16 protein-coding genes are annotated in these 22573 nt (G+C 62.5%); 5 read left to right on the forward strand and 11 right to left on the reverse strand.

Annotation, left to right across the window (positions count from 1 at the left end; translation table 11 throughout):
* Nucleotides 1-54 precede the first annotated feature (54 nt).
* Complete coding sequence (locus tag QQL85_RS21515) at nt 55-1626, forward strand: TerC family protein (RefSeq protein ID WP_284356074.1); 1572 nt, start codon at nt 55-57, stop codon at nt 1624-1626.
* Here the strand turns inward: QQL85_RS21515 and rarD are convergent.
* Nucleotides 1589-2476 (reverse strand): EamA family transporter RarD, encoded by an 888-nt coding sequence (gene rarD, locus QQL85_RS21520; RefSeq protein WP_284356073.1) that lies wholly within the window; start codon nt 2474-2476, stop codon nt 1589-1591. The genes QQL85_RS21515 and rarD overlap by 38 nt on opposite strands.
* A gap of 33 nt (nt 2477-2509) precedes the next feature.
* Complete coding sequence (locus QQL85_RS21525) at nt 2510-4096, reverse strand: EAL domain-containing protein (RefSeq protein WP_284356072.1); 1587 nt, start codon at nt 4094-4096, stop codon at nt 2510-2512.
* A gap of 299 nt (nt 4097-4395) precedes the next feature.
* Here QQL85_RS21525 and hppD point away from each other — a divergent pair, with 299 nt between their 5' ends.
* Nucleotides 4396-5472, forward strand: coding sequence for a 4-hydroxyphenylpyruvate dioxygenase (gene hppD, locus QQL85_RS21530; RefSeq protein WP_284356071.1), 1077 nt, complete (start codon nt 4396-4398; stop codon nt 5470-5472).
* 22 nt (nt 5473-5494) lie between these two features.
* On the opposite strand, the gene QQL85_RS21535 is transcribed toward hppD, so the two are convergent.
* Both QQL85_RS21535 and QQL85_RS21540 read right to left on the reverse strand, forming a co-directional pair.
* Nucleotides 5495-6301, reverse strand: a complete 807-nt coding sequence (locus tag QQL85_RS21535; protein WP_284356070.1) for a CSS-motif domain-containing protein — start codon at nt 6299-6301, stop codon at nt 5495-5497.
* Nucleotides 6302-6434: 133 nt separating this feature from the next.
* Nucleotides 6435-7121, reverse strand: a complete 687-nt coding sequence (locus tag QQL85_RS21540; RefSeq protein WP_284356069.1) for a type 1 glutamine amidotransferase domain-containing protein — start codon at nt 7119-7121, stop codon at nt 6435-6437.
* A gap of 195 nt (nt 7122-7316) precedes the next feature.
* Here QQL85_RS21540 and QQL85_RS21545 point away from each other — a divergent pair, with 195 nt between their 5' ends.
* Complete coding sequence (locus QQL85_RS21545) at nt 7317-9377, forward strand: hybrid sensor histidine kinase/response regulator (RefSeq protein WP_284356068.1); 2061 nt, start codon at nt 7317-7319, stop codon at nt 9375-9377.
* A 6-nt stretch (nt 9378-9383) separates the two neighbouring features.
* On the opposite strand, the gene QQL85_RS21550 is transcribed toward QQL85_RS21545, so the two are convergent.
* The 7 genes from QQL85_RS21550 to gspG form a co-directional block, all read right to left on the reverse strand.
* Entirely contained in the window at nt 9384-11000 is a 1617-nt protein-coding gene (locus QQL85_RS21550; RefSeq protein WP_284356067.1) for a response regulator, read from the reverse strand.
* Nucleotides 11001-11079: 79 nt separating this feature from the next.
* Nucleotides 11080-12135 (reverse strand): tetratricopeptide repeat protein, encoded by a 1056-nt coding sequence (locus QQL85_RS21555; protein WP_284356066.1) that lies wholly within the window; start codon nt 12133-12135, stop codon nt 11080-11082.
* 191 nt (nt 12136-12326) lie between these two features.
* Entirely contained in the window at nt 12327-13742 is a 1416-nt protein-coding gene (locus tag QQL85_RS21560; protein WP_284356065.1) for an efflux transporter outer membrane subunit, read from the reverse strand.
* Entirely contained in the window at nt 13739-16918 is a 3180-nt protein-coding gene (locus QQL85_RS21565; protein WP_284356064.1) for an efflux RND transporter permease subunit, read from the reverse strand. The genes QQL85_RS21560 and QQL85_RS21565 overlap by 4 nt, the downstream gene beginning before the upstream one ends.
* 12 nt (nt 16919-16930) lie before the next feature.
* A complete protein-coding gene (gene mexE / locus QQL85_RS21570; protein WP_019099270.1) occupies nt 16931-18172 on the reverse strand; it encodes a multidrug efflux RND transporter periplasmic adaptor subunit MexE in 1242 nt (413 codons plus the stop codon).
* Between the two features lie 184 nt (nt 18173-18356).
* Nucleotides 18357-19547 (reverse strand): type II secretion system F family protein, encoded by a 1191-nt coding sequence (locus tag QQL85_RS21575; protein WP_284356063.1) that lies wholly within the window; start codon nt 19545-19547, stop codon nt 18357-18359.
* Nucleotides 19548-19558: 11 nt separating this feature from the next.
* Complete coding sequence (gene gspG / locus QQL85_RS21580; protein ID WP_012052184.1) at nt 19559-19984, reverse strand: type II secretion system major pseudopilin GspG; 426 nt, start codon at nt 19982-19984, stop codon at nt 19559-19561.
* A 185-nt stretch (nt 19985-20169) separates the two neighbouring features.
* Here gspG and QQL85_RS21585 point away from each other — a divergent pair, with 185 nt between their 5' ends.
* Together QQL85_RS21585 and QQL85_RS21590 are read left to right on the forward strand one after the other, a co-directional pair.
* On the forward strand, nt 20170-20763 hold the full coding sequence (locus tag QQL85_RS21585; RefSeq protein WP_284356062.1) for a lytic transglycosylase domain-containing protein: 594 nt from the start codon (nt 20170-20172) through the stop codon (nt 20761-20763).
* Between the two features lie 149 nt (nt 20764-20912).
* Nucleotides 20913-22373 carry a sensor histidine kinase gene (locus tag QQL85_RS21590; protein ID WP_284356061.1) on the forward strand — a complete coding sequence of 487 codons (1461 nt, stop codon included), beginning with the start codon at nt 20913-20915 and terminating at the stop codon, nt 22371-22373.
* Nucleotides 22374-22573 lie beyond the last annotated feature (200 nt).

Consider the following 22573-nt stretch of genomic DNA (forward strand, 5'->3'; position numbering starts at 1 on the left):
GTTCAGGCCATCCTTCCCCCGTCCTCGTGACGCGTCTCTTGTGAGTACCCGCTAATGGAATGGCTAGCCGACCCCACGGCCTGGCTGGGCCTGTTGACGCTTATCGTCCTCGAGCTGGTGCTGGGTATCGACAACCTGGTGTTCATCGCCATCCTGGCAGACAAACTGCCACCGCATCAGCGCGACCGCGCACGGGTGATTGGTCTGAGCCTGGCATTGATCATGCGCCTGGGCCTGTTGGCCAGTATCTCGTGGATGGTCACCCTGACCGCGCCGCTGTTCGAGGTGTTCGAAAAGAGCTTCTCTGGCCGTGACCTGATCATGCTGTTTGGTGGTGTGTTCCTGCTGTTCAAGGCCACCATGGAGCTGCATGAACGCCTGGAAGGCCATGTGACCCAGGCCAGTGGCACGGTGCGCCATGCTGCGTTCTGGCCGATCGTGGCGCAGATCGTGGTGCTTGACGCGGTATTTTCGCTGGACGCGGTCATTACCGCAGTGGGCATGGTCGAGCAACTGTCGGTGATGATGATCGCGGTGGTCTTCTCCATCGGTATCATGATCGTTGCCAGCAAGCCGCTGACCCGCTTCGTCAATGCCCACCCCACGGTGATCATGCTGTGCCTGGGCTTCCTGATGATGATCGGCTTCAGCCTGACCGCCGAAGGCCTGGGCTTCCATATCCCGAAAGGCTACCTGTACGCGGCTATCGGCTTCTCGATCCTGATCGAGTTGTTCAACCAGTTGGCCAGGGCCCGCCGCAAGCGCAGTTTGCAGCAGCATCAGCCGTTGCGTGAGCGTACTGCCCATGCCGTGCTGCGCCTGCTGGGTGGCCGCCGTGTCGAGGCTGATGAAGTGGGCGAGGAAATCGCTGACCTGGTCGAGGGTGGTGAGGAGCAGGTGCTGTTCGATCGCCGCGAGCGGGTGATGATCAGTGGCGTACTGAACCTGGCCGAGCGGCCGATCCGTACGGTGATGACTGCACGTGCCGAGGTCGACATGATCGACTTGTCGCAACCGGCCGACGCCATTACCCAGGCCCTGGCCAACTCGCCCTACTCGCGCCTGCCGCTGATCCGCGATGGCCGTGTCGACGAGCCACTGGGCTTCGTGCACAAGAAGGAGCTGCTGAAGGAGTTGTTGTCGGGCAGCCAGCCGGACCTGGAAAGCATGGCCAGGGCGCCGTTGAACCTGCTGGAGAGCTTCAGCATCCTCAACGCCCTGGAGCAGATGCGTGGTCAGTCGACCCACATCGCCTTCGTGGTCAACGAGTTCGGTGACTTCACCGGCTTGCTGACCATGACCGACATCCTTGAGTCGATTGCCGGCGAACTGCCGGATGCCAGCGAGGTTGAAGGCCCCGGGATCGTCCAGGAGGGTGAGGGCTTTGTGGTCAGTGGTGCACTGAACCTGAGCCAGGTACAGGCGCGTACCGGTTTCAGTGCCCGTGCTACCGAGGATTACCAGACCCTCGCGGGCCTGGTGATGAGCCTGCTCGACCGCCTGCCGATGGTGGGTGACCGCCTGGCCTGGAATGGCTGGACGCTGACCGTGGAAGCGGTTGAAGAGCGACGGGTGCGCCAGGTTCGGCTTATACCGAACGACGACGTTGACGCAGCAGGTGCTTGAAGCCCTCGAGCACCAGTACCAGCACCGCGGCCCAGATCGGCAGGTAGGTCAGCCACTGATCCGGGCCGATGGTTTCGCCCAGCAGCAACGCCACGCCCACCAGCAACACGGGCTCGACGTAGCTCAGCAGGCCGAACAGGCTGAACGGTAGCAAGCGGCTGGCCAGCACATAGGCAATCAGGGCCGAGGCGCTGATTGCCCCAAGGATCGGGATCAATGCATACAGCCCAGAGTGGGCTTGCAGGTCGGCGCTGGAAAGCGGGCCCTGGATAACGAAGTACAACGCCCACGGCAGCAGCAGACACATGTCGCACCACAGGCCGCCCAAGTGGTCGGTGCGGCAGCGCCGGCGCAGGACGAAGTAGATCGGGTAACCGATCGTCACCAACAGGGTTTCCCAGGCAAAACTGCCATTTTGGTACAGCTCGTGGCCCACGCCCAGCGCGGCACAGGCCACCGCCACCTTCTGCAGGCGCGACAAGCGCTCGCCATACACCAGCCGCCCGGTCAGGACCATGGCCAGTGGCAGCAGAAAGTAGCCCATCGACACCTCCAGGCTGCGCCCGTGCAGGGGCGCCCAGAGGAACAGCCACAACTGCACGCCCATCAGCCACGACGTACCGACCATGCCCAGCAACAGCACCGGGGTGCGTTTTACCCGGGCCAGCAGCTCGCCCACCCGTTTCCAGTCCTTCGAGACAAGCATGAACAAGGTGAGGCAGGGCAGCGTCAGCAAGGTGCGCCAGCCAAAGATCTCTTCGCCATCAAGTGGCGTGAGCAGCGAGGTATAGAAATACATCACAGCGAACAGACAGGACGCCATGACCGATGAAACAATGCCTTTTGACACAAGTGCCTCGAATAGGGGAGTTGAGCGGGTGGATCAGCCGCGCATGATCTCAGGGGCCGCGCCTTGCGGCAACTGCGCCGCGCCCGGGCCTGTGGCCAGTGCCTCCAGGAACTGGGCGGCCGGCATGGGTTTGGCAAACAGGTAGCCCTGTTGGAAGTCCACCCCATGGCGGGCCAGGTAGTCGCGCTGGGTGTTCGTTTCCACACCTTCGGCCACGATGCCCAGGCCCAGTTTGGCCGACAGTTCGATGATGCTTTCCAGAATGTGCACGGACAGTGCATCGCCGCCGATCATGGCAACGAAACTCTGGTCGATCTTCAGGTAGTCGACCTGGAACTGGCGCAAGTAGTTGAGGCTTGACTGGCCGGTGCCGAAGTCGTCGAGGGCAATCATCACGCCCATGGCGTGCAGCTTCTCGAACAGCTCCAGGGTGACAGGGGTGGGCTCGATCAGTTTGCGCTCGGTCAGTTCCAGGGTCAGCACCACCCGGCCGGGCGCAAAGTGCTGCAGGAAGGTGCGGCAGTCGTCCAGCAGGCTGAGATCGCGGCAATGATCAGCGGTGATGTTGACACCGATATGGAAACCGTCTTCCAGCAGCCCGGCATAGGGCGCCAGGCTTTGCGCGGTATGCATCATCAGCGCCCGGGTCATGGCGACGATCTGCCCGCTGTGCTCGGCATAAGGGATGAACAGGTCGGGCCTTACCAGGCCCTCGCGCGGGTGGTTCCAGCGCATCAGCACTTCGGCACCGGCCCAGCGGTAGTCGCCCTTGCGCACCACTGGCTGGAAATACGGCAGAAACTCGTCGGCCTGCAGCGCCCGATCCAGCTCGGCGCGGGGGGAGGTGGCCCGGCGAATCTGCCAGCGGGATACTAGCCCCGCCACGGCGCCCAGAACCAGCAACAAGCTGATCAGGGCAGGGTAGTGGCTGCGTAACAGCTGGCCCTGTTTGCCGGTGCTGTAGCCGCCCTGCACGCTGAACGGGTAACGGGTCGAGCCCATCAGTACGTTGGCGCTGGCGGCGGCAGGTGGTACGCCTTTGTGGACGACACCGTCCTTGCCCATCCAGGCATCGCCCACGCGGATGTGCAAGTCTTCATCGGGGCCGATCAGGCGCAGTGCGGTCAGTAGGTGGTCGCCATCGACCGTGGTGATTGCACCGTTGTCGCCATCGTTGGCACGGTACACCAGCAACGGATGCCCTGGGGTGACCGAGTTGCCGTCCATCAGCCACAGCTTGCCATCGGTATAGTCGCTGGCGTTGACCGGCTCGTCGAATTCGCCGAACAGCGAGGTGCAGTAAAGGTTGTTGTGCCTGAACAGGTTGGTCGAGCGCACGAAGGCATTGCGGGTAACCTGGGCGCGCAGCGTAAGCTGGGCCTGGTCGCAGGGGCTTGCAGCCAAGGGCAGCAATGCATTGGCAGCACTGGACAAGTTGTCGAGGATGCGCTCGACATGCTCCACCGCCTGGCGGGTGGTGGCCTGGCTGCTGGCCTGCATCTCGCGTTCAACCTGCCAATTCATGATGGCAAGGCCGCACACCACCGGCAGCACACCGACGCCCCAGGGCAACAGCGTACGCCAGCTGAACGCGGCGCGGCGTTTTACGGAAAGGGGCATGCGGACCTGGCTACGATGAGAGATAACGAGAGGATAGCCGTTTGTCGGCGCTCACGACCAACAAAAACGCGACAAACCATTTTACGCAATGTAGAATCCATTTACGAATACAACAATAAGGTCCTTCAACTCCGGAGGATCAAACCCGCCGAGAATGGGTCCATATGACATACCATGGGTTCAAACTGATCATAGGTGACTTCCTCGCCCGCAGCGTGCGGGGTATCCCGTGCTCACCGCCGTTTCTGTTCCGCATCCCACGCATTCAATAATTTTTCGCTGCAGATGAGGACACGAACATGGCTGATATCTTCGACAATCCAATGGGCCTGATGGGCTTCGAATTCATTGAACTGGCTTCGCCGACCCCTGGCGTACTCGAGCCGGTCTTCCAGATCCTGGGCTTCACCAAGGTGGCCACCCACCGCTCGAAGGATGTGCACCTGTATCGCCAGGGTGGTATCAACCTGATCCTGAACAACGAACCCAAGAGCGTCGCCTCGTACTTCGCTGCCGAACATGGCCCGTCGGTATGTGGCATGGCGTTCCGCGTGCGCAATGCCCATGAGGCCTATGCCCGTGCCCTGGAACTGGGTGCCCAGCCGGTGGAAATCGAAACCGGCCCGATGGAGCTGCGCCTGCCGGCCATCAAAGGCATTGGTGGTGCACCGCTGTACCTGATCGACCGTTACGAGGAAGGCAGCTCGATCTACGACATCGACTTCAATTTCATCGAAGGCGTGGACCGCAACCCGGTGGGGGCCGGCCTGAAAATCATCGACCACCTCACCCACAACGTGTACCGCGGGCGCATGGCCTATTGGGCTGGCTTCTACGAGAAGCTGTTCAACTTCCGTGAAATCCGCTACTTCGACATCAAGGGCGAATACACCGGTCTGACCTCCAAGGCGATGACTGCGCCTGATGGCATGATCCGCATTCCGCTCAACGAAGAGTCGTCCAAGGGTGCCGGGCAGATCGAAGAGTTCCTGATGCAGTTCAACGGTGAAGGTATCCAGCATGTAGCCTTCCTGACCGATGACCTGCTCAAGACCTGGGATGCCCTGAAAGGCTTCGGCATGCGCTTCATGACGGCGCCACCTCAGACCTACTACGAGATGCTCGAAGAGCGACTGCCTGGCCACGGCGAGCCGGTCGATCAACTGCAAGCGCGTGGCATCCTGCTCGATGGCGCCTCGCAACCTGAAGACAAGCGCCTGCTGCTGCAGATCTTCTCGGAAACCCTGCTTGGCCCGGTGTTCTTCGAGTTCATCCAGCGCAAGGGTGACGATGGCTTTGGTGAAGGCAACTTCAAGGCGTTGTTCGAATCCATCGAACGGGACCAGGTGCGTCGTGGTGTGCTGAGCACCGACTGATCCCGCTTGAGGGGCGCCGCCATCATGCATGCTTGGCGGCCGCCCCGCGCCTGTGGGCTCGTGCCCTGTACAAGCCCAGATATACCATCGAGCCGGTCAGGATCCCTACCAGCATTAACGAGGGAAAGATCTGCAGCATCGACTGGCGGATTTCCAGTGCGGTGAAACCGACGGCGTAACCACCTTTTACCCTGTACCCATACTTGTCCGACAGTGCGCTTGCAAAAAACTCGGACTGCGAGGGGCGCTGAGCGTCACGGCTATCGCCTTGGCTCCAGATGTATCGGTCGTCGAACTCCACCAGCAGCGTCAACCCATCCTGGAAACCGTCGAGTTCGTTGCGTAGCTGCACGGCATAGGCGGTCACGATCACGCCGCCGTTCTTACCCTGCAAGTAATAGTTGACCAACAGCTTGCGGCGCTTGTCGGGTTGTCCGTAGGACAGTTCGACCTGCTGGCCGGACAAGGCAAAGGACGTTAAGTGTTCCAGGGAATCTGAAGTACTGCTGCAGTAGGCCTCATTGCCCTCGACCAAGGTCAGCGACCTGAGCATGGAGCGGCTCACAACCTGGTCCTGTAAAGCGTCTTTGACATTTTCGCAGGGTTTGCCTGCAAGCGGCATGGCGCGTTGGGCAGCCTCATGGATTCGGTTCAGCGCCTGATCGACACTGAAAACCGCTTCCTGCACCGAGATGTTTGCGTTTTCCGCGAGTTTCATTTCCAGTTGAACAACCATTACCAGCAAACCGGAAATCACAGGCACGAGGCATACCGTGCAGAGCAGCAGCAGCTCTCGCAGGCGGTGTCCTGCGTTCAGGATTTTCAACATAGGGCAATCGCTCTCCGGGCCGAAGCTGTTCGGGGTGAACAACTGAACCCTGAGCCTATGCACTCAATGACCGGTCGGCTGTAGTCCTTGTGCAATGCGCAGCAGAGGAAAACCACAAGGCTCATGTGAGGCTTTAGCTAGCCTTGAGTTTTGCCAGTACATGCTCGGCGAGTTTGGCGGTCGAGGCCGGGTTCTGCCCGGTGATCAACCGGCCATCCTCGACCACATACGGCTGCCACGGGTCATCGTGTTTGCTGTACTCGCCGCCGCGGCCACCCAGTTCGTTTTCCGTCAGGAAAGGCACCACGGTGTCCAGCTCAACCAGTTTTTCCTCGATATTGGAAAAGCCGGTCACTTTACGGCCTTTGAGCAACAGGCAGTTGTCGCTGAGTTTGATGTTCAGCAGGCCGACAACGCCGTGGCATACCGCCGCAACGATGCCGCCTTTTTCGTAGACCTTGCGCGCCAGCTCTTGCAGCTGCTGGTTGTCGGCAAAGTCGTACATCACCCCATGCCCACCGGTGTAGTAGATGACGCTGTATTCGTCGGCCTTTACCTGGCCGGGGCTCAGCGTGGTACCCAGGCGTGTCATGAAGCGCTTGTCGTCATACCATTGCCAATCCAGATCCGGCGCCATCTGCAGGCTGTGCGGGTCGATGGGGACGTAGCCGCCCTGTGGGCTGACATAATCCACCGTGTAGCCGGCCTTTTCGACCTTCTCGACAAAGTGCACGGCCTCACCCAGCCACAACCCGGTCGCCCGCTTGAGGGTTGGGTACTTGGCTGTGTTGGTCAGCACCACCAGCATTTTCTTGCTCATGACCGTGCTCCTGTCGGCAACCTGGATAGGCCGTTGCTCCCTGGCCCAAGGGAAAACCTAATCAGCATAGCTGCCACCTGCACGCGTGCCATGGTACGCGGTGCATGCTGTGCTAACTTGAACAAAAAACCACGGGCGGGCCTCACGAGTCAGGCAGCACGGTGGTCAACCCTGAGCATTGCTGGAGTCACGATATTGGTCGCAAACAGTACGCCACGCGAGCCTTCGCAGCCGGTCATCCTGCAGTCGCCTGTTTCGCAGTCAGTCGAGCTGATGGGGGCGCGGATTGCACGGTTCGACTGGGGGTGTACCTCGCTCGGGCCATTGCCGCGCTGGCCGGCCTCGTTACGCATTGCCGTCGACATGATGCATTTGTCGCCGTTCCCCTGTGCGGTGGTCTGGGGGGCAGACCTTTGTGTGGTGCACAACGATGGCTATCAGGCACTGCGGGGGCCGGATGCACTGGGCAAGGCGTTCGATGCGCTGTGGAGTGATCTCTGGCCGGCAATGGGGCCTTGGGTGTTCAAGGTACTGGAAGGGCGTTCGAGTTTTGTCGAGGATCCGCCCCTGCGTATCGTCTGCGGCGAAGGCGTCCAGGCGCTATGGTGTGCGTCCGGTTATGCCCCGTTGCACGATGAGCTGGGCAATGTGGCGGGTTTTCTGCATACGGTGATCGAAACGACGGCCAGCGTCGAGGCTCACCGTCATTGGCGTGAGCAGGCGTTGGGGTTTGAACGGCAGATCGAACGCCATGTGGCCGAGCGCGAACAGTTCTGGCAACTGTCGCGCGAAGCGATGATGACAGTTACCCCCGAACTGAAACTGCATGCCGTCAACCCGGCCTGGTACCGCATTCTGGGCTGGACCCAAGAGCAGGTGCAGGATATGCCGGTGCTGGAGCTGGTGCACCCGGCAGATCGCGCCGAGGTGCAGGTGGCAGTGTCCGGGCTGCTGCAAGACAGCAACACGGAGCAGATCGAGACCCGCCTACGTCACCGTGATGGTCACTACCACTGGTTTCGCTGGAGCGCGCGGTTTGATGGCAGCCTGCTGACCGCGGTTGGCCGGGACATCACCGCTGACCGCGAAGAGGCGGCGCGTCAGTCCAAGGCGCTGATGCGCAACAGCGAGCGTATGCAGGTGGTAGGCCAATTGGCGGGGGGCATGGGCCACGAAATGAATAATCTGCTGTCCGGCGTTGGCGGCAGCCTTGAATTGTTGCAACGGCGCCTGCAGGAGGGGCGCCTGGAGCGCGTGGAGGCCTACATGGAAGTGGCGCGCGATTCAGTGCAGCGCGCCATGGAGCTGACTCACCGCTTGCTGGCGCTCTCTCGCCATCAACCCTTGGCCACCCGGCCGCTGGACCTCAATCGGCAACTACGCCTTTGCGAGCCATTGCTGCTGAAGACGTTGGGCGCGGAGATTGGCTTGCACTGGCAGCTGGATGTAGTGCCGTGGGCGGTAAACCTGGACGTTCGTGCGCTTGAAAATGCCTTGATCAACCTTTGCACCAACGCCCGTGAAGCGAGTCTGACGCAGGGCAGTGTCACGTTGCGTACTGTGAACAAGCGGCTGACCGCCGCTTTTCCAGATGCAGGGGGGCTGCCACCTGGCGACTATGTAGCCTTGTATGTCGAGGATGACGGCCATGGCATGTCGGCAGCGGACATAGCCAGGGCCTTTGAACCGTTCTTCACCACCAAACCCATCGGAGGTGGGGCCGGGCTGGGTTTGTCGATGGTGTATGGATTTGTCAGCCAATCGGGCGGGTATGTCTGGATCGAGTCTGGCCCGGAGCAGGGCACCAAGGTTTCCATGCTTTTTCCAAGGTGTCATGACCTGGTCCCGGAAGAGCCCAAGCCCGCGCCGCCTTCGCAGCGTATGGCGCGTGGCGAACGCCTGCTGCTGGTTGATGACGAGGTGAATTTGCGCGCGGTCATGCATGAGTACCTGGTCGAGCGTGGTTTCGACGTGACGCCAGCAGGCGATGCGAATACTGCCCTGGAACGTTTCCGCCATGATGGCCCCTTCGACTTGGTGATCACCGACATCGGCTTGCCGGGAGGTTTCAGTGGCCGGCAAGTGGCCAGGGCCATGCGCATGCAGCTTGCGCAGCAGAAGATCCTGTTCATCACGGGTTATGCGGACCAGTCCATCGAGGCGCAATTGCTCGATCAACCGGGCACGGCGTTGATGAACAAACCGTTCCTGCTGGCGGACCTTGCCGACAAGGCCCTGCGCTTGCTTGATGCGTAAGGCGCATCACGGCTTGCCAAGAATCTGCGTTACCTGTGCTTGCAGCTGCTTCAGCTCGAACGGCTTGCAGATCAAGTTCATGCCCGCCCCCAGGAAACCCTCTCGGGCCATGGCCGTTTCCGCATACCCGGTGATGAACAGCACCGGCAAGTGCGGGCGCAGGTTGCGGGCTATCTCGGCCAGCTGCCGGCCGTTCATGCCGGGTAAGCCGACATCACTGACCAGTAAATTTACCGTTTGTGCCGAGCGCAGCACCTTCAGCCCCTCGTGGGCGTTGGCGGCGCTGTGGCAGGTGAACCCGTCGTCGCGCAGGGCTTGGCACAACAGCTGGCGCACATGCGGGTCGTCCTCGACGACCAGCACATGTCGGCCGCAGTCGTGTTGCACAGGCTGCGCCGGCTGGCTCGATTGCCTGGCCGGGCCGGCATGGCGCGGCAGGTAAAGGTCTACCTGAGTACCCTGGCCGATCTGGCTGTGCAGGGTGACATGCCCATGAGACTGCTTGCTGAAACCGTACACCATCGACAGGCCAAGACCGATGCCTTGGCCTATCGCCTTGGTGCTGAAGAACGGCTCAAAGGCATGTTCCAGCGTGCTTTGCGCCATGCCTTGGCCATCGTCGATGATGCGAAGCCGCACATAGTCGCCATTGCCCAGGGCGCCGCTGGCGAACTGGCCGGAGGTGAGGTGCAGGTTGCTTGCTTCGATGCGCAGCAGGCCACCGCTGGGCATGGCTTCGCAGGCATTGAGCATCAGGTTGCTCAAGGCTTCCTGCAGCTGTTGGTCATCCGCTTCCACGGCCCAGAGGCCTTTGGCCATGTGTACTTGCAGGGTTACTGAGGGGGTCAGGCAGGCTTTCAGGCGTTTTGCCTGTAGCAGGGCATGCAGGTCTATGCGTTGGCTGTGCAGCGACTGGCGGGACGAGAAGGCCAGCAGGCGGTGGGTCAGACGCGCGGCGCGCGATACAGCCTCGTGGCCCATGCGCAGCACCCCGTCCAGCCCGTCGCTGCGGCCCTGCCGCAGGCGTCGCTCGATCAATTCAAAGCTGCCGCCAATGCTGGTGAGCAGGTTATTGAAATCATGGGCGACGCCGCCGGCCAGTTGGCCGATGGCTTCCATCTTGCGTGCCTGGTAGCGGGCGAACTCACCGCGCTCCTGTTCTTCGCCTGGCGGCAAAAGTCGGGTGTCCAGGCGTTGCTGCAGGCCATGCAGCTGGTCGCGTGTCAGGTACTGCCTGCGGCGATTGCGCAGGGCGGATTGGGTCATGTGCAGCAGTTGGGCGCTTTCGAAGGGGGCGACCAGCAATACCAGGTTGCCCACCGGATGGTTGCTTACGCCAGTGGCCGTCCAGGCGCCCTGGGTGACCAGCACGATGGGCAAATCGGACCAGCTCGGTTGTTGGTCGATGAAGGCCTGCAGCACTGCGCTCGGGCCTTGGCTGAACGCCTGCTCGGCGATGATCGCCAGGCCTGCGCCTTCGGCCAGGTGTGCCTGCAGGTTGGCCAGGTCGACCGCGCACAGGCTGTCGATGCCGGCGGAGGTGAGCAGGCGCGAGGTATCCGCCGCCAACCTCGGGGGTGCCAGGATCAAGGCACGTTCGTCCAGCGCCAATGAATTGGCCAACACGACTCTCCTGTAGGATGACCTGATATCCACTGGACCCTGGGCTCAGGCTCAGGGTTCAACAAATATCAGCTGTTACCTACAAGCCCTGTTGAAGCACGGGGTCGTCCGGATTTTGTTGCTCCAGCTCGGCCAGCAGCACTTGCACGTTCTGCAGTTGGCCGGACTCTTTCCAGTATTGAATCAGCAGCACCCGTGCCCGGCGGTTGGCAGGCTGGCGATTGAGCACGGTTTCCAGTTGCTTCTGCGCAGCGTCGAGTTGGCCCAGCTCATGCAGGGTAACTGCCAGGGTATAGCGGTAGTCGGCGTTGTCCGGCTCCAGTTCGACGGCGCGGGACAGGGCCAGTAAGGCATATTCACGCTGTTCGTGGCGGTTCAGCCAAAGCCCTAGCTCGTACTGCAGAAAGGCCGAGTCGGGACTGAGTGCCAAGGCTTGGCCCAGCACCTGTCGAGAGGCATCGTGATGGCCCTGGCGCTCGAGCAGGCGCACCTGAGTCGCCAAGGCATCGAGGTTGCCGGGGGCGATCGCCAGCGCTCGTTGCAGGGCCGTGGCGGCTTGGGTGTAGTCGTTTTCATGCAGGTACAGGCGCGCCAGGTGCACCTGGGCATCTGCATCCTCCGGCTGTTGCTCCAGCGCTTGTTGGTAGTGCTCCAGGGCTGCTTGCAGCGGGCCGAAATACAGGCCGATGGCGTCGGGGTCGAGGCCCAGCAGGGCATCCACGGCGGCAAAACGCACGCTTTGCTCGTCGTCGTCGAGCAGAGGGCCAAGCACCAGGCTACGCTGCGCCGCCGGCAACAGGCGGCGGATACCCGCAATGGCCGCTCGGCGCACCAGCGGGTCGGCATGCTCCAGGTCCTGGCGGGCGAGCTTCAATGCCTGCGGCGAGGGGTAGTTGGGCAACTCGGCGTACAGTGCCGCACGCCGAATGGCGGGCAGGTCGTTACGTTGCAGTTGCTGGTACAGCACCCGTGCCGCACCGGGCTGGCCGTCGTGGGCCTGGCGCAGTGCCTTGGCGTAGCTGTGTGCCGGCAGGGTCGGCGCGGCTGGCGGGGTGTCGCGCCACAGGTAGCCGAACAGGGCCGATACCAGAATCAACAACAGCAGGGCGATCAGGTAGCGGTTGCGTCTGGGCATCGGACGATCCGTGGCGGCGGGAAGGGCAGAGCTTGGGCCAGCCGGGGGGTAAATGCAACCGAGCCACCGTAGTTTGGGGCTGCGCAGCAGCCCCCAATTGCTTTTGCCATAAAAAAGCCCCGCGGACCAAGGCCTGCGGGGCAAACGGTTGGGGGAGGAGCCAACCAAAGGAGTCGTTGAAACGGGGTGTATCAGTGTGCGCTGGCCACTGTCTCCGGTTGCCAGCCGCCGCCCAGGGCCTTGTAGATCGAGACAATGCCGCGGTACAGCTCGACTTCGCCCTGAGCCTGCGCATCTTCTGCGCTCAACCGCTCACGCTCGGCATCCAGCAGCACCAGGTAGTCGACCGTACCCTCGCGATAGCGAATCGAGGCCAGCTCTGCCGCCTTGCGGCTGGCGTCGCTCTGGCGCATCAGCGACAGCAGCCGCTGCTGGGTCTTGTCGTAATCGCTGAACGCATTGGCCGACTCTTCCAGGGCCAGCAATACCTGCTGCTCGTAGTTGGCCAACGCCCCTTCGGCATCGGCCTTGGCACCGCGCAGGCGGGCCCGCACGCTGCCCAGGTCGAAGGCTGCCCAGGTAATGCTCGGGCCCAGCGCCCAGGCATTGGCGGCGGAGGAGCCGATCTGCGAGCCGCGCGCAGCGGTAAAACCAAGGAAGCCGCTAAGGCTGACGCGGGGGAACAGGTCTGCCGTGGCCACGCCGACGTTGGCGGTGGCCGCCGCCAGCTGGCGTTCAGCGCTGCGGATGTCCGGGCGGCGACGCAGCAGTTCACCCGGGTCGCCCACCGGCAACGCCTTGGCGATGGCCGGCAGGGCCTTGGGCGACAGGTCTACGCTGAGCGCGTCAGGGCGCTGGCCGAGCAGGGTGGCGATGCGGTGTCGGGCACGTGCTTGTTCGGCCTGCAGTTGCGGCACGGTGGCTTCGACCCCGGCCAGGCGTGCATCGGCACGCACCACGTCCAGGTCGTTGCCCACGCCGGCATCGCGCAGGGTTTCGGTGATGGTGCGCGATTCCTGCTGGGTCTTGAGGTTGGCCAGGGCAATCTTTTCGCGTAACTGGGCACCGCGTAGCTGCCCGTAGGCATCGACCAGTTCGGCGATCAGGCTGACTTGCAACTGCTGCAGGTCAGCGGCGGCCACCGCTTCCTGGGCTTCGCTGGCCTCGATCTGACGCTGGATGCGGCCGAACAGGTCAAGCTCCCAGGCCATGTCCAGGCCCAGGTCGTAGCGCTCGCTGTTCACCCGCTGCGTGGTCTGGCCAGGGATCTGGCCCTTGCCAATGTCGCTGCTGGCGCGGCTGGTGACCACCGGGAACTGATCGTTCTCGGCGTCTTCACGGATCGAACGCGCCGATTTCAGGCGGGCGAAGGCCACGCGCAAATCACGGTTGCCGTCGAGCGAGGCCTGCACCAGCTGGTTCAGCACCGGGTCATCGAACTGTTTCCACCACAGGCTTTCGAAGCGGCTACGGTCGTAGGCCTTGGCCTGCACGTCGCTGCTCAGCTGCGCAGGTTCGGTGGCCGGGGCCTGGTAGTCCGGGCCTACCGCACAGGCCGCCAGGGCCAGTGCCAGCAGGCTTGGGGTCAGGGGTTTTAGCAGGTTCATGCAGGGTTCTCCAGCGAGTGAACGCGTGCGGCCTTGCGGGCCTGGCGACGCTCGACAAAACGGCGGATCAGGAAGAAGAACACCGGGGTCAGGAACAGGCCGAACACCGTCACGCCGATCATCCCCGAGAACACCGCCACACCCATGGCATGGCGCATTTCGGAACCCGCACCCGAGCTGAACACCAGGGGCACCACACCCATGATGAAGGCGATCGAGGTCATCAGGATCGGCCGCAGGCGCAGGCGGCAGGCTTCCAGTACCGCAGCCAGCGGGTCGAGGCCCTTGGCTTGTTCATCCTTGGCGAACTCGACGATCAGGATCGCGTTCTTGCACGCCAGGCCCACCAGTACGATCAGGCCGATCTGGGTGAAGATGTTGTTGTCGCCACCCGACACGATCACACCGGTGATGGCCGACAGCAGGGTCATCGGCACGATCAGGATCACCGCCAGCGGCAGGCTCCAGCTTTCGTACTGGGCAGCCAGTACCAGGAACGCCAGCAGTACGCACAGCGGGAATACCAGCAGTGCGGTGTTGCCCGAGAGGATTTGCTGGTAGGTCAGGTCGGTCCACTCGAAGGTCATGCCGTTGGGCAGTTCCTCTTTCAGCAGCTTCTCGATGGCAGCTTCGGCCTGGCCGGAGCTGTAACCTGGGGCTGCGGCACCGTTGATTTCGGCGGTGATGAAGCCGTTGTAGTGCATGACGCGGTCGGGCCCCGAGGTGTCGCTGACCTTGAGGAAGGTCGCCAGCGGGATCATTTCACCAAGGTTGTTGCGCACCTTCAGCTGGCCGATCTGCTCGGCATCGAGGCGGAACTGCTGTTCAGCCTGGACGTTGACCTGATAGGTGCGGCCAAAGCGGTTGAAGTCGTTGGTGTACAGCGAGCCCAGGTAAACCTGCAGGGTGTCGAAGATGTCGGTGATCGCCACGCCGTGGGTCTTGGCCTTTTCCCGGTCGATGGCGGCATCGACCTGCGGCACGTTGACCTGGTAGCTGGTGAACAGGCCTGCCAGCTCTGGCACGTTGTGGCTCTTGGCGATGATGTTCTGGGTTTCCTTGTACAGCGCTTCGTAACCCAGGTTGCCACGGTCCTCGATTTGCAGGCGGAAACCACCAATCGTGCCCAGACCCTGTACCGGCGGCGGTGGGAAGATGGCGATGTAGGCGTCCTGGATATCGGCGAACTGGGCATTCAGTGCAGCCGCGATGGCTGCCGCCGACTGGCTCGGGTCCTTGCGCTCATCGAACGGCTTGAGCGGGGTGAACACGATGCCGCTGTTCGGGCTGTTGGTGAAACCGTTGATCGACAGGCCCGGGAAGGCTACCGAGTCGGCAACGCCTGGCTGCTTCAGGGCGATTTCACTCATGCGCTTGATCACCGCTTCGGTGCGGTCCAGGCTGGCCGCATCTGGCAGTTGGGCGAAGGCCACCAGGTACTGTTTGTCCTGGGCCGGCACGAAGCCGGTCGGCGTGGACGAGAAGCCCAGGTAGGTCAGGCCCATCAGGCCAGCGTACACGAACAGGGCGATGCCGCTGGAGCGGATGACACGGCGCACACCACCGACGTAGCTGTGGCTGGCGCGGTCGAAGAACCGGTTGAACGGGGAGAACAGCCAGCTGCCCAGCAGCTTGTCGAGGAACCGCGAGAAACGGTCCTTGGGCGCATGGTGGTCCTTCAGCAACACGGCAGCCAGGGCCGGCGACAGCGTCAGCGAGTTGAATGCCGAGATCACGGTGGAAATGGCGATGGTCAGGGCGAACTGCTTGTAGAACTGCCCGGTAAGGCCGGAAATGAATGCAGCAGGTACGAACACGGCGCACAGCACCAGGGCGGTGGCGATGATCGGCCCGGTCACTTCGCTCATGGCCTTTTGCGTGGCCTCAAGCGGTTTCAGGCCCAGGCCTATGTTTCGTTCGACGTTCTCCACCACGACGATGGCGTCGTCCACCACGATACCGATGGCCAGCACCAAGCCGAAGAGTGACAAGGCGTTGAGCGAGAAGCCGAACAGGTGCATGACTGCAAAGGTACCGATCAGCGACACCGGCACGGCCAGCAGCGGGATGATCGAGGCACGCCAGGTTTGCAGGAACAGGATCACCACCAGCACCACCAGCACCAGCGCTTCGAACAGGGTGTGCACCACCGCTTCGATGGAACCGCGCACGAAGATGGTCGGGTCATAGACGATGCTGTAGTCCATCCCTTCCGGGAAGTCCTTCTTCAGCTCGGCCATTTTCGCCCGCACTTCGTCGGAGATCTCGATGGCGTTGGAACCGGGGCGCTGGAAGATCGGGATGGCCACGGCCGGCTGGTTGTTCAGCAGCGAGCGCAAGGCGTACTGGCTGGAGCCAAGCTCGACGCGGGCGATGTCCTTCAGGCGGGTGATCTCGCCATCGGCACCGGCACGGATGATGATGTTCTCGAACTCTTCCTCGTTGACCAGACGGCCCTGGGTGTTGATCGACAGCTGGAAACTGGTGGAACCGGGGGCGGGCGGGGCGCCCAGCTGGCCAGCGGCCACCTGGCGGTTCTGCTCGCGGATTGCAGCGACGACATCACTGGCGGTGAGGTTGCGCGAAGCGGTCTTGTTCGGGTCCAGCCACACGCGCAGCGAGTAGTCGCCCATGCCGAACAGCTGCACGTCGCCCACACCGCCCAGACGCGCCAGCTCGTCCTTGATGTTGAGGATGGCGTAGTTGGACAGGTAGAGCATGTCGTAGCGGTTGTCCGGCGAGGTCAGGTGCACGACCATGGTCAGGTCGGGCGAGGCCTTGTCGACGGTGATACCGATGCGGGTCACTTCCTCGGGCAGCTTGGGCTGGGTGCGGGTGACGCGGTTCTGCACCTGTACCTGGGCGTTGTCCAGGTCGGTGCCCAGGGCGAAGGTGATGGTCAGCGTCAGCTTGCCGTCCGCGGTGGACTGGGAGGACATGTACAGCATGTTCTCCACACCGGTGATGGCCTGCTCCAGCGGCGCGGCGACGGTTTCGCCGATGACCTTGGGGTTGGCACCGGGGAAGTTGGCGCGCACCACCACGGTGGGCGGCACCACTTCGGGGTATTCGCTGATCGGCAGCTGGAACAGCGAGATCGAACCCGCAATCAGCAGCACCAGCGACAGCACCGCGGCGAAGATTGGCCGGGTAATGAAGAATTTCGAGAAGTTCATCGGTGTGGTCCCTTAACCGCGTGGCGCCTGGGCGCTGGCGACTTTCACATTGTTGCCCGCCACCTTCGGCGCCGGGTTGCTGGCCTCCAGGGCCTGGCGCTGCTGGGCGAGGGCGGCGAGGGTCTGTTCGCTGGCCATCTGGGTTTCTTCCGGCGTGACAGGTGAACCAGGGCGCACGCGTTGCAGGCCCTTGACCACGATGCGGTCATCCTTGCCCAGGCCACTGCGCACGATGCGCAGGCCTTCCAGCTTCGGCCCCAGCTCCACGGCGCGGTAGGCAGCCTTGTTGTCCTTGTCCATGACCAGCACGAACTTCTTGCCAAGGTCGGTGCCCACGGCTTCGTCGTTGATCAGCACGGCGTCGTACTGGGCGCTGCCCACCAGTTTCAGGCGCGCATACAGGCCCGGCGTGAACTGGCCGTCGCTGTTGTCGAACACCGCACGGCCACGGATGGTGCCGGTGCGCGGGTTGACCTGGTTGTCGACGAAGTTCATCTGGCCCAGGTGCGGGTTGCCGCTTTCGTTGGTCAGGCCCAGGTACACCGGGGTGCTCTGGCCACGCTGGCCTTCGCGTGCCAGCTGGGTGTACTTGAGGTACACGCGCTCGTCGGCGTCGAAGTAGGCGTAGACCTTGTCGGTGGATACCACGCTGGTCAGCGGGGTGACATCGGCGCTGACGATGTTGCCGGCGGTGAACTCGGCACGGCTGACGCGGCCGCTGATAGGCGCGGTGACACGGGTGAAGCTGAGGTTAAGGCGTGCCAGGTCGAGCTGGGCCTGAATGGCATCGACCCCGGCACGGGCTTCGGCGGCAGCGCTGCTGCGCGATTCGGCGAGCTCGGCGGAGATGGCGTTGCTGTCACGCAGGCGTTCGCCACGGCGGGCTTCGTTGGCACTGCGAATGGCAGTGGCCTTGGCCTGTTGCAGCTGGGCTTCAAGGCGGCGGACTTCAGCCTGGAACGGGCGTGGGTCGATCTGGAACAGCAGGTCGCCTTTCTTGACCTGGGCGCCTTCGGTGAAGGCCACCTGATCGATCTGGCCGGAGACCCGTGGGCGTACTTCGACGGTTTCCGGGGCTTCAAGGCGGCCGGTGAACTCGTCCCATTCGTTGATCGGTTGCTCGATCACCTTGGCCACACTGACCTTCGGCGCGGCGGGAGCCTGCACGGCGTCGGGGGTTCGACCGCAAGCGCTGATCACCACCACTGCCAGGGCAGCGAGGGGGAAGCGCAAGGGTTTGAGTGATTGTTCCATGGAGAACTCCGCCAATGTATTAGTAGTGGGCGGAGTGTGAGTGTGTTGCGCGTGAGGCACGAATCGAACGGGGCGAAGGTTATTATCACGCTGAATGATAGGTGGGGATCAAACATCGACGTGGGCGATTGTAAAGATGTGAACATGACCGCACCACGTCACCCGAAAGCCTGGGCCTGGTGTCTCAGTGAATGCTTGAAGCCAGTTCGAATATCGGCATGTACATCAGGATCACGATCAGGCCGATCAGCAGGCCGATGAACGTCATCAGCAGCGGTTCGAACAGTTTGACGAACCATTCCACCCAGCGGCCGATTTCCTGGTCGTGGAAGTCGGCGCAGCGCTCCAGCATCTCGCCCAGGTTGCCCGACTGCTCGCCGGCCCGCAGCAGACGCAGCGAAACGGGTGTAACCAGGTGCCCGGCCTCCAGCGCATCGGACAGCGGCAGCCCTTCGCCCACCCGCTGGCTGGCCTGTGCCAGGCCTTGGCCTGCGGCACTGCCGAGCAGGCCGCGGGCCATGCCCATGGCGGTGAGGATGGGAATGCCACCTTGCAGCAGGATGCCCAGCGAGCGATAGAAGCGCGCCAGCTCGTACATCATCAAACGTTGGTGCAGCGCTGGCAGCCGGCGCAACTGACAAGATGCCCAGCGTCGTACCCGAGGGTGGCGGCGCAGCAGCCACAGCGCCGTGACGCCACCTGCAGTGCCCAGGGCCAGCGGCAGTTGCTGCGCGTGCAGAAACAGACCGATCTGCATCAACACCCGTGACAGCCAAGGCAACTCGGTGCCCATGCCTTCGAACACCTGGCTGAAACGCGGTACCACATAGCCGAGCAGGAACAGCACCACGCCGCCACCTACCAGCAACAGCAGCAACGGGTACACCGATGCGCCCACCAGCTTCTGCCGCACCAGGTCCAGGCGCTGGCGATAGCTGATGTAGCGGGCAAGGGCGTCGCCCAACGCACCGGTGCGTTCGCTGGACTGCACCAGCGCCACATACAGCGGCGGGAATACCCGGGATTGCTGACCAAGGGCCTGGGACAGCGAGCGCCCTTCGTACAGCTGACGTACCAGTTCGGCCAGCACCTTGCGCGTGGCGGCAGCGGGGGCCTTTTCTGCCAAGCTTTCCAGTGCGTCGATCAGCGGCAGGCCGGCATTGAGCAGGGTCGACAGTTCCTGGCTGAACAGCACCAGATCAAACGCCGCCTCACGGCGCCAGGCCATGTTGCGCAATGCGCCGCCGTTGCCGCGCAGGCTGAGTACGCGCAGGCCCTGGTCTTCGGCCTGACGGCGGGCCTGGTCGGCGTCTTCGGCGTCGATCTGCAACTGCACCACGCCCTGTCTGCCCAGGGCCTTGAGGCTGTAGCGCATGGCCGCTCTCCTTACTGCCAGCTGGTGACTTCGGCGTTTTCCCCGTCACCACCTGGCTGGCCGTCCTTGCCCATCGACAACAGGTCGTATTCACCGCCGTTTTCCCCGGGTTGCCGGTAGATATATGGGCGGCCCCACGGGTCCTGCGGCACGGCCTTCTGCAGGTAAGGGCCGGTCCAGCGTGCTTCGCCACTGGGGGCGACTACCAGGGCCTGCAGGCCTTGCTCACTGTTGGGGTAATGGCCGACTTCCAGGCGATACAAATCCAGCGCCTTGCTCAACCCTTCTATCTGCGCCCGTGCCACCTTGGCTTCGGAGCGGCCGAGCTGGCTGAAGTATTTGGGCGCGACGATGCCGGCCAGCAGGCCAAGCACCACCAGTACCACCAGAAGTTCGAGCAGGGTGAAGCCACGTTGCGGGTTGGTTCTGCGCTGCATGGTGAAGCCCTCCACTGCATGGGAACACGCGTTGACAGGCACCATGCAACAGCCGTGCACGTCTGCCTCGGGGCCTTGCGCCATGCGGCACAGGAAGCGGCACAGTGCTTGCGTCGTGGTCATCGACCTCGGGTTTTCCGGGGCATTTCCCCCACATCGGGGGCCACGACGAAGAGGCAACCGTCATGCGTGGACTCATCCTCGGTTTGATCTGGCTGGCGGCAGGGGCTGCTCAGGCTGATGTGTACATCTCAATCGATGCCAAGGGTGGCTATGTACTGACCAACGTCCATCGACCCGGACGCCACTATGAAAAGGTAATCAACGAACCGCTGGCCCAGGCTGGGCCGTCCAACGCGCAGATGATCACCGGCCGCCCTTATGCCGAGGTGGTCGCCACCGCAGCGCGCATCCACAACGTGCCCCCCGCATTGCTGCACGCGCTGATCAAGGCCGAGTCCGGCTACAACCCCAAGGCCCGTTCGCCGGCGGGTGCGGTGGGGTTGATGCAGCTGATGCCCGATACCGCCCGCGAGATGGGCGTGGAAGACCGCCTGGACCCGGAAGACAACGTGCAGGGTGGGGCACGCTACCTGAAGCGCATGCTCACCCTGTTTGACAACGACATCACCCTGGCCGTGGCGGCTTACAATGCAGGGCCAGATGCCGTCATGCGGCGGGGCGCGGTGCCGCCGTTCGCCGAGACCCGGCGCTATGTGCCTGCTGTGCTGCGCGAATATCGCAAATTGCAGGGGCTGGCAGATGATGGCTCTCTCTGACGGCGTCAGGTACGGCTGCCGTTTCTGCAGTGACCGGCTGTGCGAAGTGAAAAAAACGTTACCCTTCGGCGGATGCCATCAATTTAATACTATGGTTTCCCCAACTCTGGGCTATAACCTTCTGAAGGTGCCTAGATGTGGAGTCCGCCATGGACATCGCCCCTCGTTCCGAGACCATCGAAGTGCCTGCCGGTAACGAGCTGGCCGCCCCGCGCAAGCCTTTCAACCTTCTACGTTGGTATGCCTGGGTCAGCCTGGCCATCATCCTGTCGGTGGCTGCCGGACTAGGGCTGATTTCCAGCCGTTTCATCATCGATGAGAGCGTGGAGCGCGATGCCTTGCTCACCGCGCAGTTCATCACCTCCATCGCCGACGCCGAAGTACGCCATGTGTCGATCCCCAACGTGCGTACCATGGGCGAGCTGCTTGATCCGCGCACCGACCGCAGCAACTTGCCCGACGTCGACCCGGATGCCCGGCGCAAGGCGCGCGGCGAGTTCCTCGACCATATCGCCCACCTGCCGGACATGCTGCTGGCCAATATCTATGCGCCGGACCGTACGGTGATCTGGTCCAGCAACCCGGCGCTGATCGGCAAGCTGATCAATGGCGACGACGACCTGGAGCGGGCTTTCGAGTACAAGATGCGGGTCTCGGCCAGCTACCATAACTTCGAACAGGCCCGCGCGGAGCAGAAATTCGTTACACCGCCCGAACAGCTGTTCATCGAAAACTATATTCCGCTGTTCGATGCCGATGGCGAGAACGTCACGGCAATGGTCGAAATCTATAAAGAGCCCCATGACCTGATCGTGCGCATCGAGCATGGCCTGATCCTGATATGGCTGGCTATCACCGTGGGTGCCGCGCTGGTCTACATCGGCCTGTACGGCATCATGCACCGTGCCGCGCGGTTGCTGGCCGTGCAGCAGAAGCGGCTGATCAACAACGAAACTTATGTTGCACTGGGCGAGGTATCGTCGGCGGTGGCCCACAGCCTGCGCAACCCGCTGGCGAGTATCCGCTCGAGCGCCGAACTGGCCCAGGCGTTCGACGATGGCCCGGCGCAACGCCAGGTCAACGACATCATCAGCCAGGTCGATCGCATGTCGCAGTGGATCCGCCAGATGCTGCAGTCCCTGCGCCCGCTGAACGACGAGGCGGTGGCGGTGGACTTGCCACAGGCTTTGCAGGAAAGCTTGCAGACCTACGCCGTGCCGTTGGCACGCGGTGGGGTAAGCCTTGACCTGCAACCGTTACCGGCAGTGCAGGTATTGGGGCACCCGGCGTTACTGCGGCAGGTCTTCAGCAGCCTGGTTGCCAATGCCCTGGAGTCCATGGAACAGGGCGGGCGTCTGCGGATCGAGGTAGTGCGCCAGAACCGGCGCTGCCTGACACTGCGCCTGTCCGACAATGGCAAGGGTATGAGCGAAGAGCAGCAGCGCATGGCCTTCCGGCCGTTCTTCACCACCAAACAGGGTGGGCTAGGGGTGGGGCTGGTGCTGGTGAAACGCATCATGGAGCGCTTCGGCGGTTCGGTTCGGCTCAGCAGCAGTGAGGGGCATGGTACGCGGGTATCGTTGACGTTCCGCCTGGCAGCTAGCGTGTGATAAACATTAAGAAGTATATATAAGTTATTGATATTTAACAGCTTGATAGGATTTGGGTGAAAATTACCCAGATGTGGGGGTTTTTCCTCAAAATGTACTTAACAATACTTATTAAAATACTGAATTATAAGGATTTATAGTTTTTTGTTACTGGTTGGCCAAGTTCTTGCTATGTGATGTGCAGAGCGCAACACGCAACA

Origin of the sequence: Pseudomonas putida (assembly GCF_030159595.1) — a bacterium.
In the GTDB taxonomy this organism is placed as follows: Bacteria; Pseudomonadota; Gammaproteobacteria; order Pseudomonadales; family Pseudomonadaceae; genus Aquipseudomonas; species Aquipseudomonas putida_AC.

Excerpts from the sequence above, each read along its gene's own strand:
- QQL85_RS21535 (WP_284356070.1), bottom strand. The coding sequence starts at position 6,301 with ATGTTGAAAATCCTGAACGCAGGACACCGCCTGCGAGAGCTGCTGCTG.
- QQL85_RS21555 (WP_284356066.1), bottom strand. The coding sequence starts at position 12,135 with ATGCCCAGACGCAACCGCTACCTGATCGCCCTGCTGTTGTTGATTCTG.
- QQL85_RS21590 (WP_284356061.1), top strand. The coding sequence starts at position 20,913 with ATGGACATCGCCCCTCGTTCCGAGACCATCGAAGTGCCTGCCGGTAAC.
- mexE (WP_019099270.1), bottom strand. The coding sequence starts at position 18,172 with ATGGAACAATCACTCAAACCCTTGCGCTTCCCCCTCGCTGCCCTGGCA.
- QQL85_RS21565 (WP_284356064.1), bottom strand. The coding sequence starts at position 16,918 with ATGAACTTCTCGAAATTCTTCATTACCCGGCCAATCTTCGCCGCGGTG.
- QQL85_RS21575 (WP_284356063.1), bottom strand. The coding sequence starts at position 19,547 with ATGCGCTACAGCCTCAAGGCCCTGGGCAGACAGGGCGTGGTGCAGTTG.
- QQL85_RS21525 (WP_284356072.1), bottom strand. The coding sequence starts at position 4,096 with ATGCCCCTTTCCGTAAAACGCCGCGCCGCGTTCAGCTGGCGTACGCTG.
- QQL85_RS21540 (WP_284356069.1), bottom strand. The coding sequence starts at position 7,121 with ATGAGCAAGAAAATGCTGGTGGTGCTGACCAACACAGCCAAGTACCCA.
- hppD (WP_284356071.1), top strand. The coding sequence starts at position 4,396 with ATGGCTGATATCTTCGACAATCCAATGGGCCTGATGGGCTTCGAATTC.
- QQL85_RS21515 (WP_284356074.1), top strand. The coding sequence starts at position 55 with ATGGAATGGCTAGCCGACCCCACGGCCTGGCTGGGCCTGTTGACGCTT.
- QQL85_RS21560 (WP_284356065.1), bottom strand. The coding sequence starts at position 13,742 with ATGAACCTGCTAAAACCCCTGACCCCAAGCCTGCTGGCACTGGCCCTG.
- QQL85_RS21585 (WP_284356062.1), top strand. The coding sequence starts at position 20,170 with ATGCGTGGACTCATCCTCGGTTTGATCTGGCTGGCGGCAGGGGCTGCT.
- gspG (WP_012052184.1), bottom strand. The coding sequence starts at position 19,984 with ATGCAGCGCAGAACCAACCCGCAACGTGGCTTCACCCTGCTCGAACTT.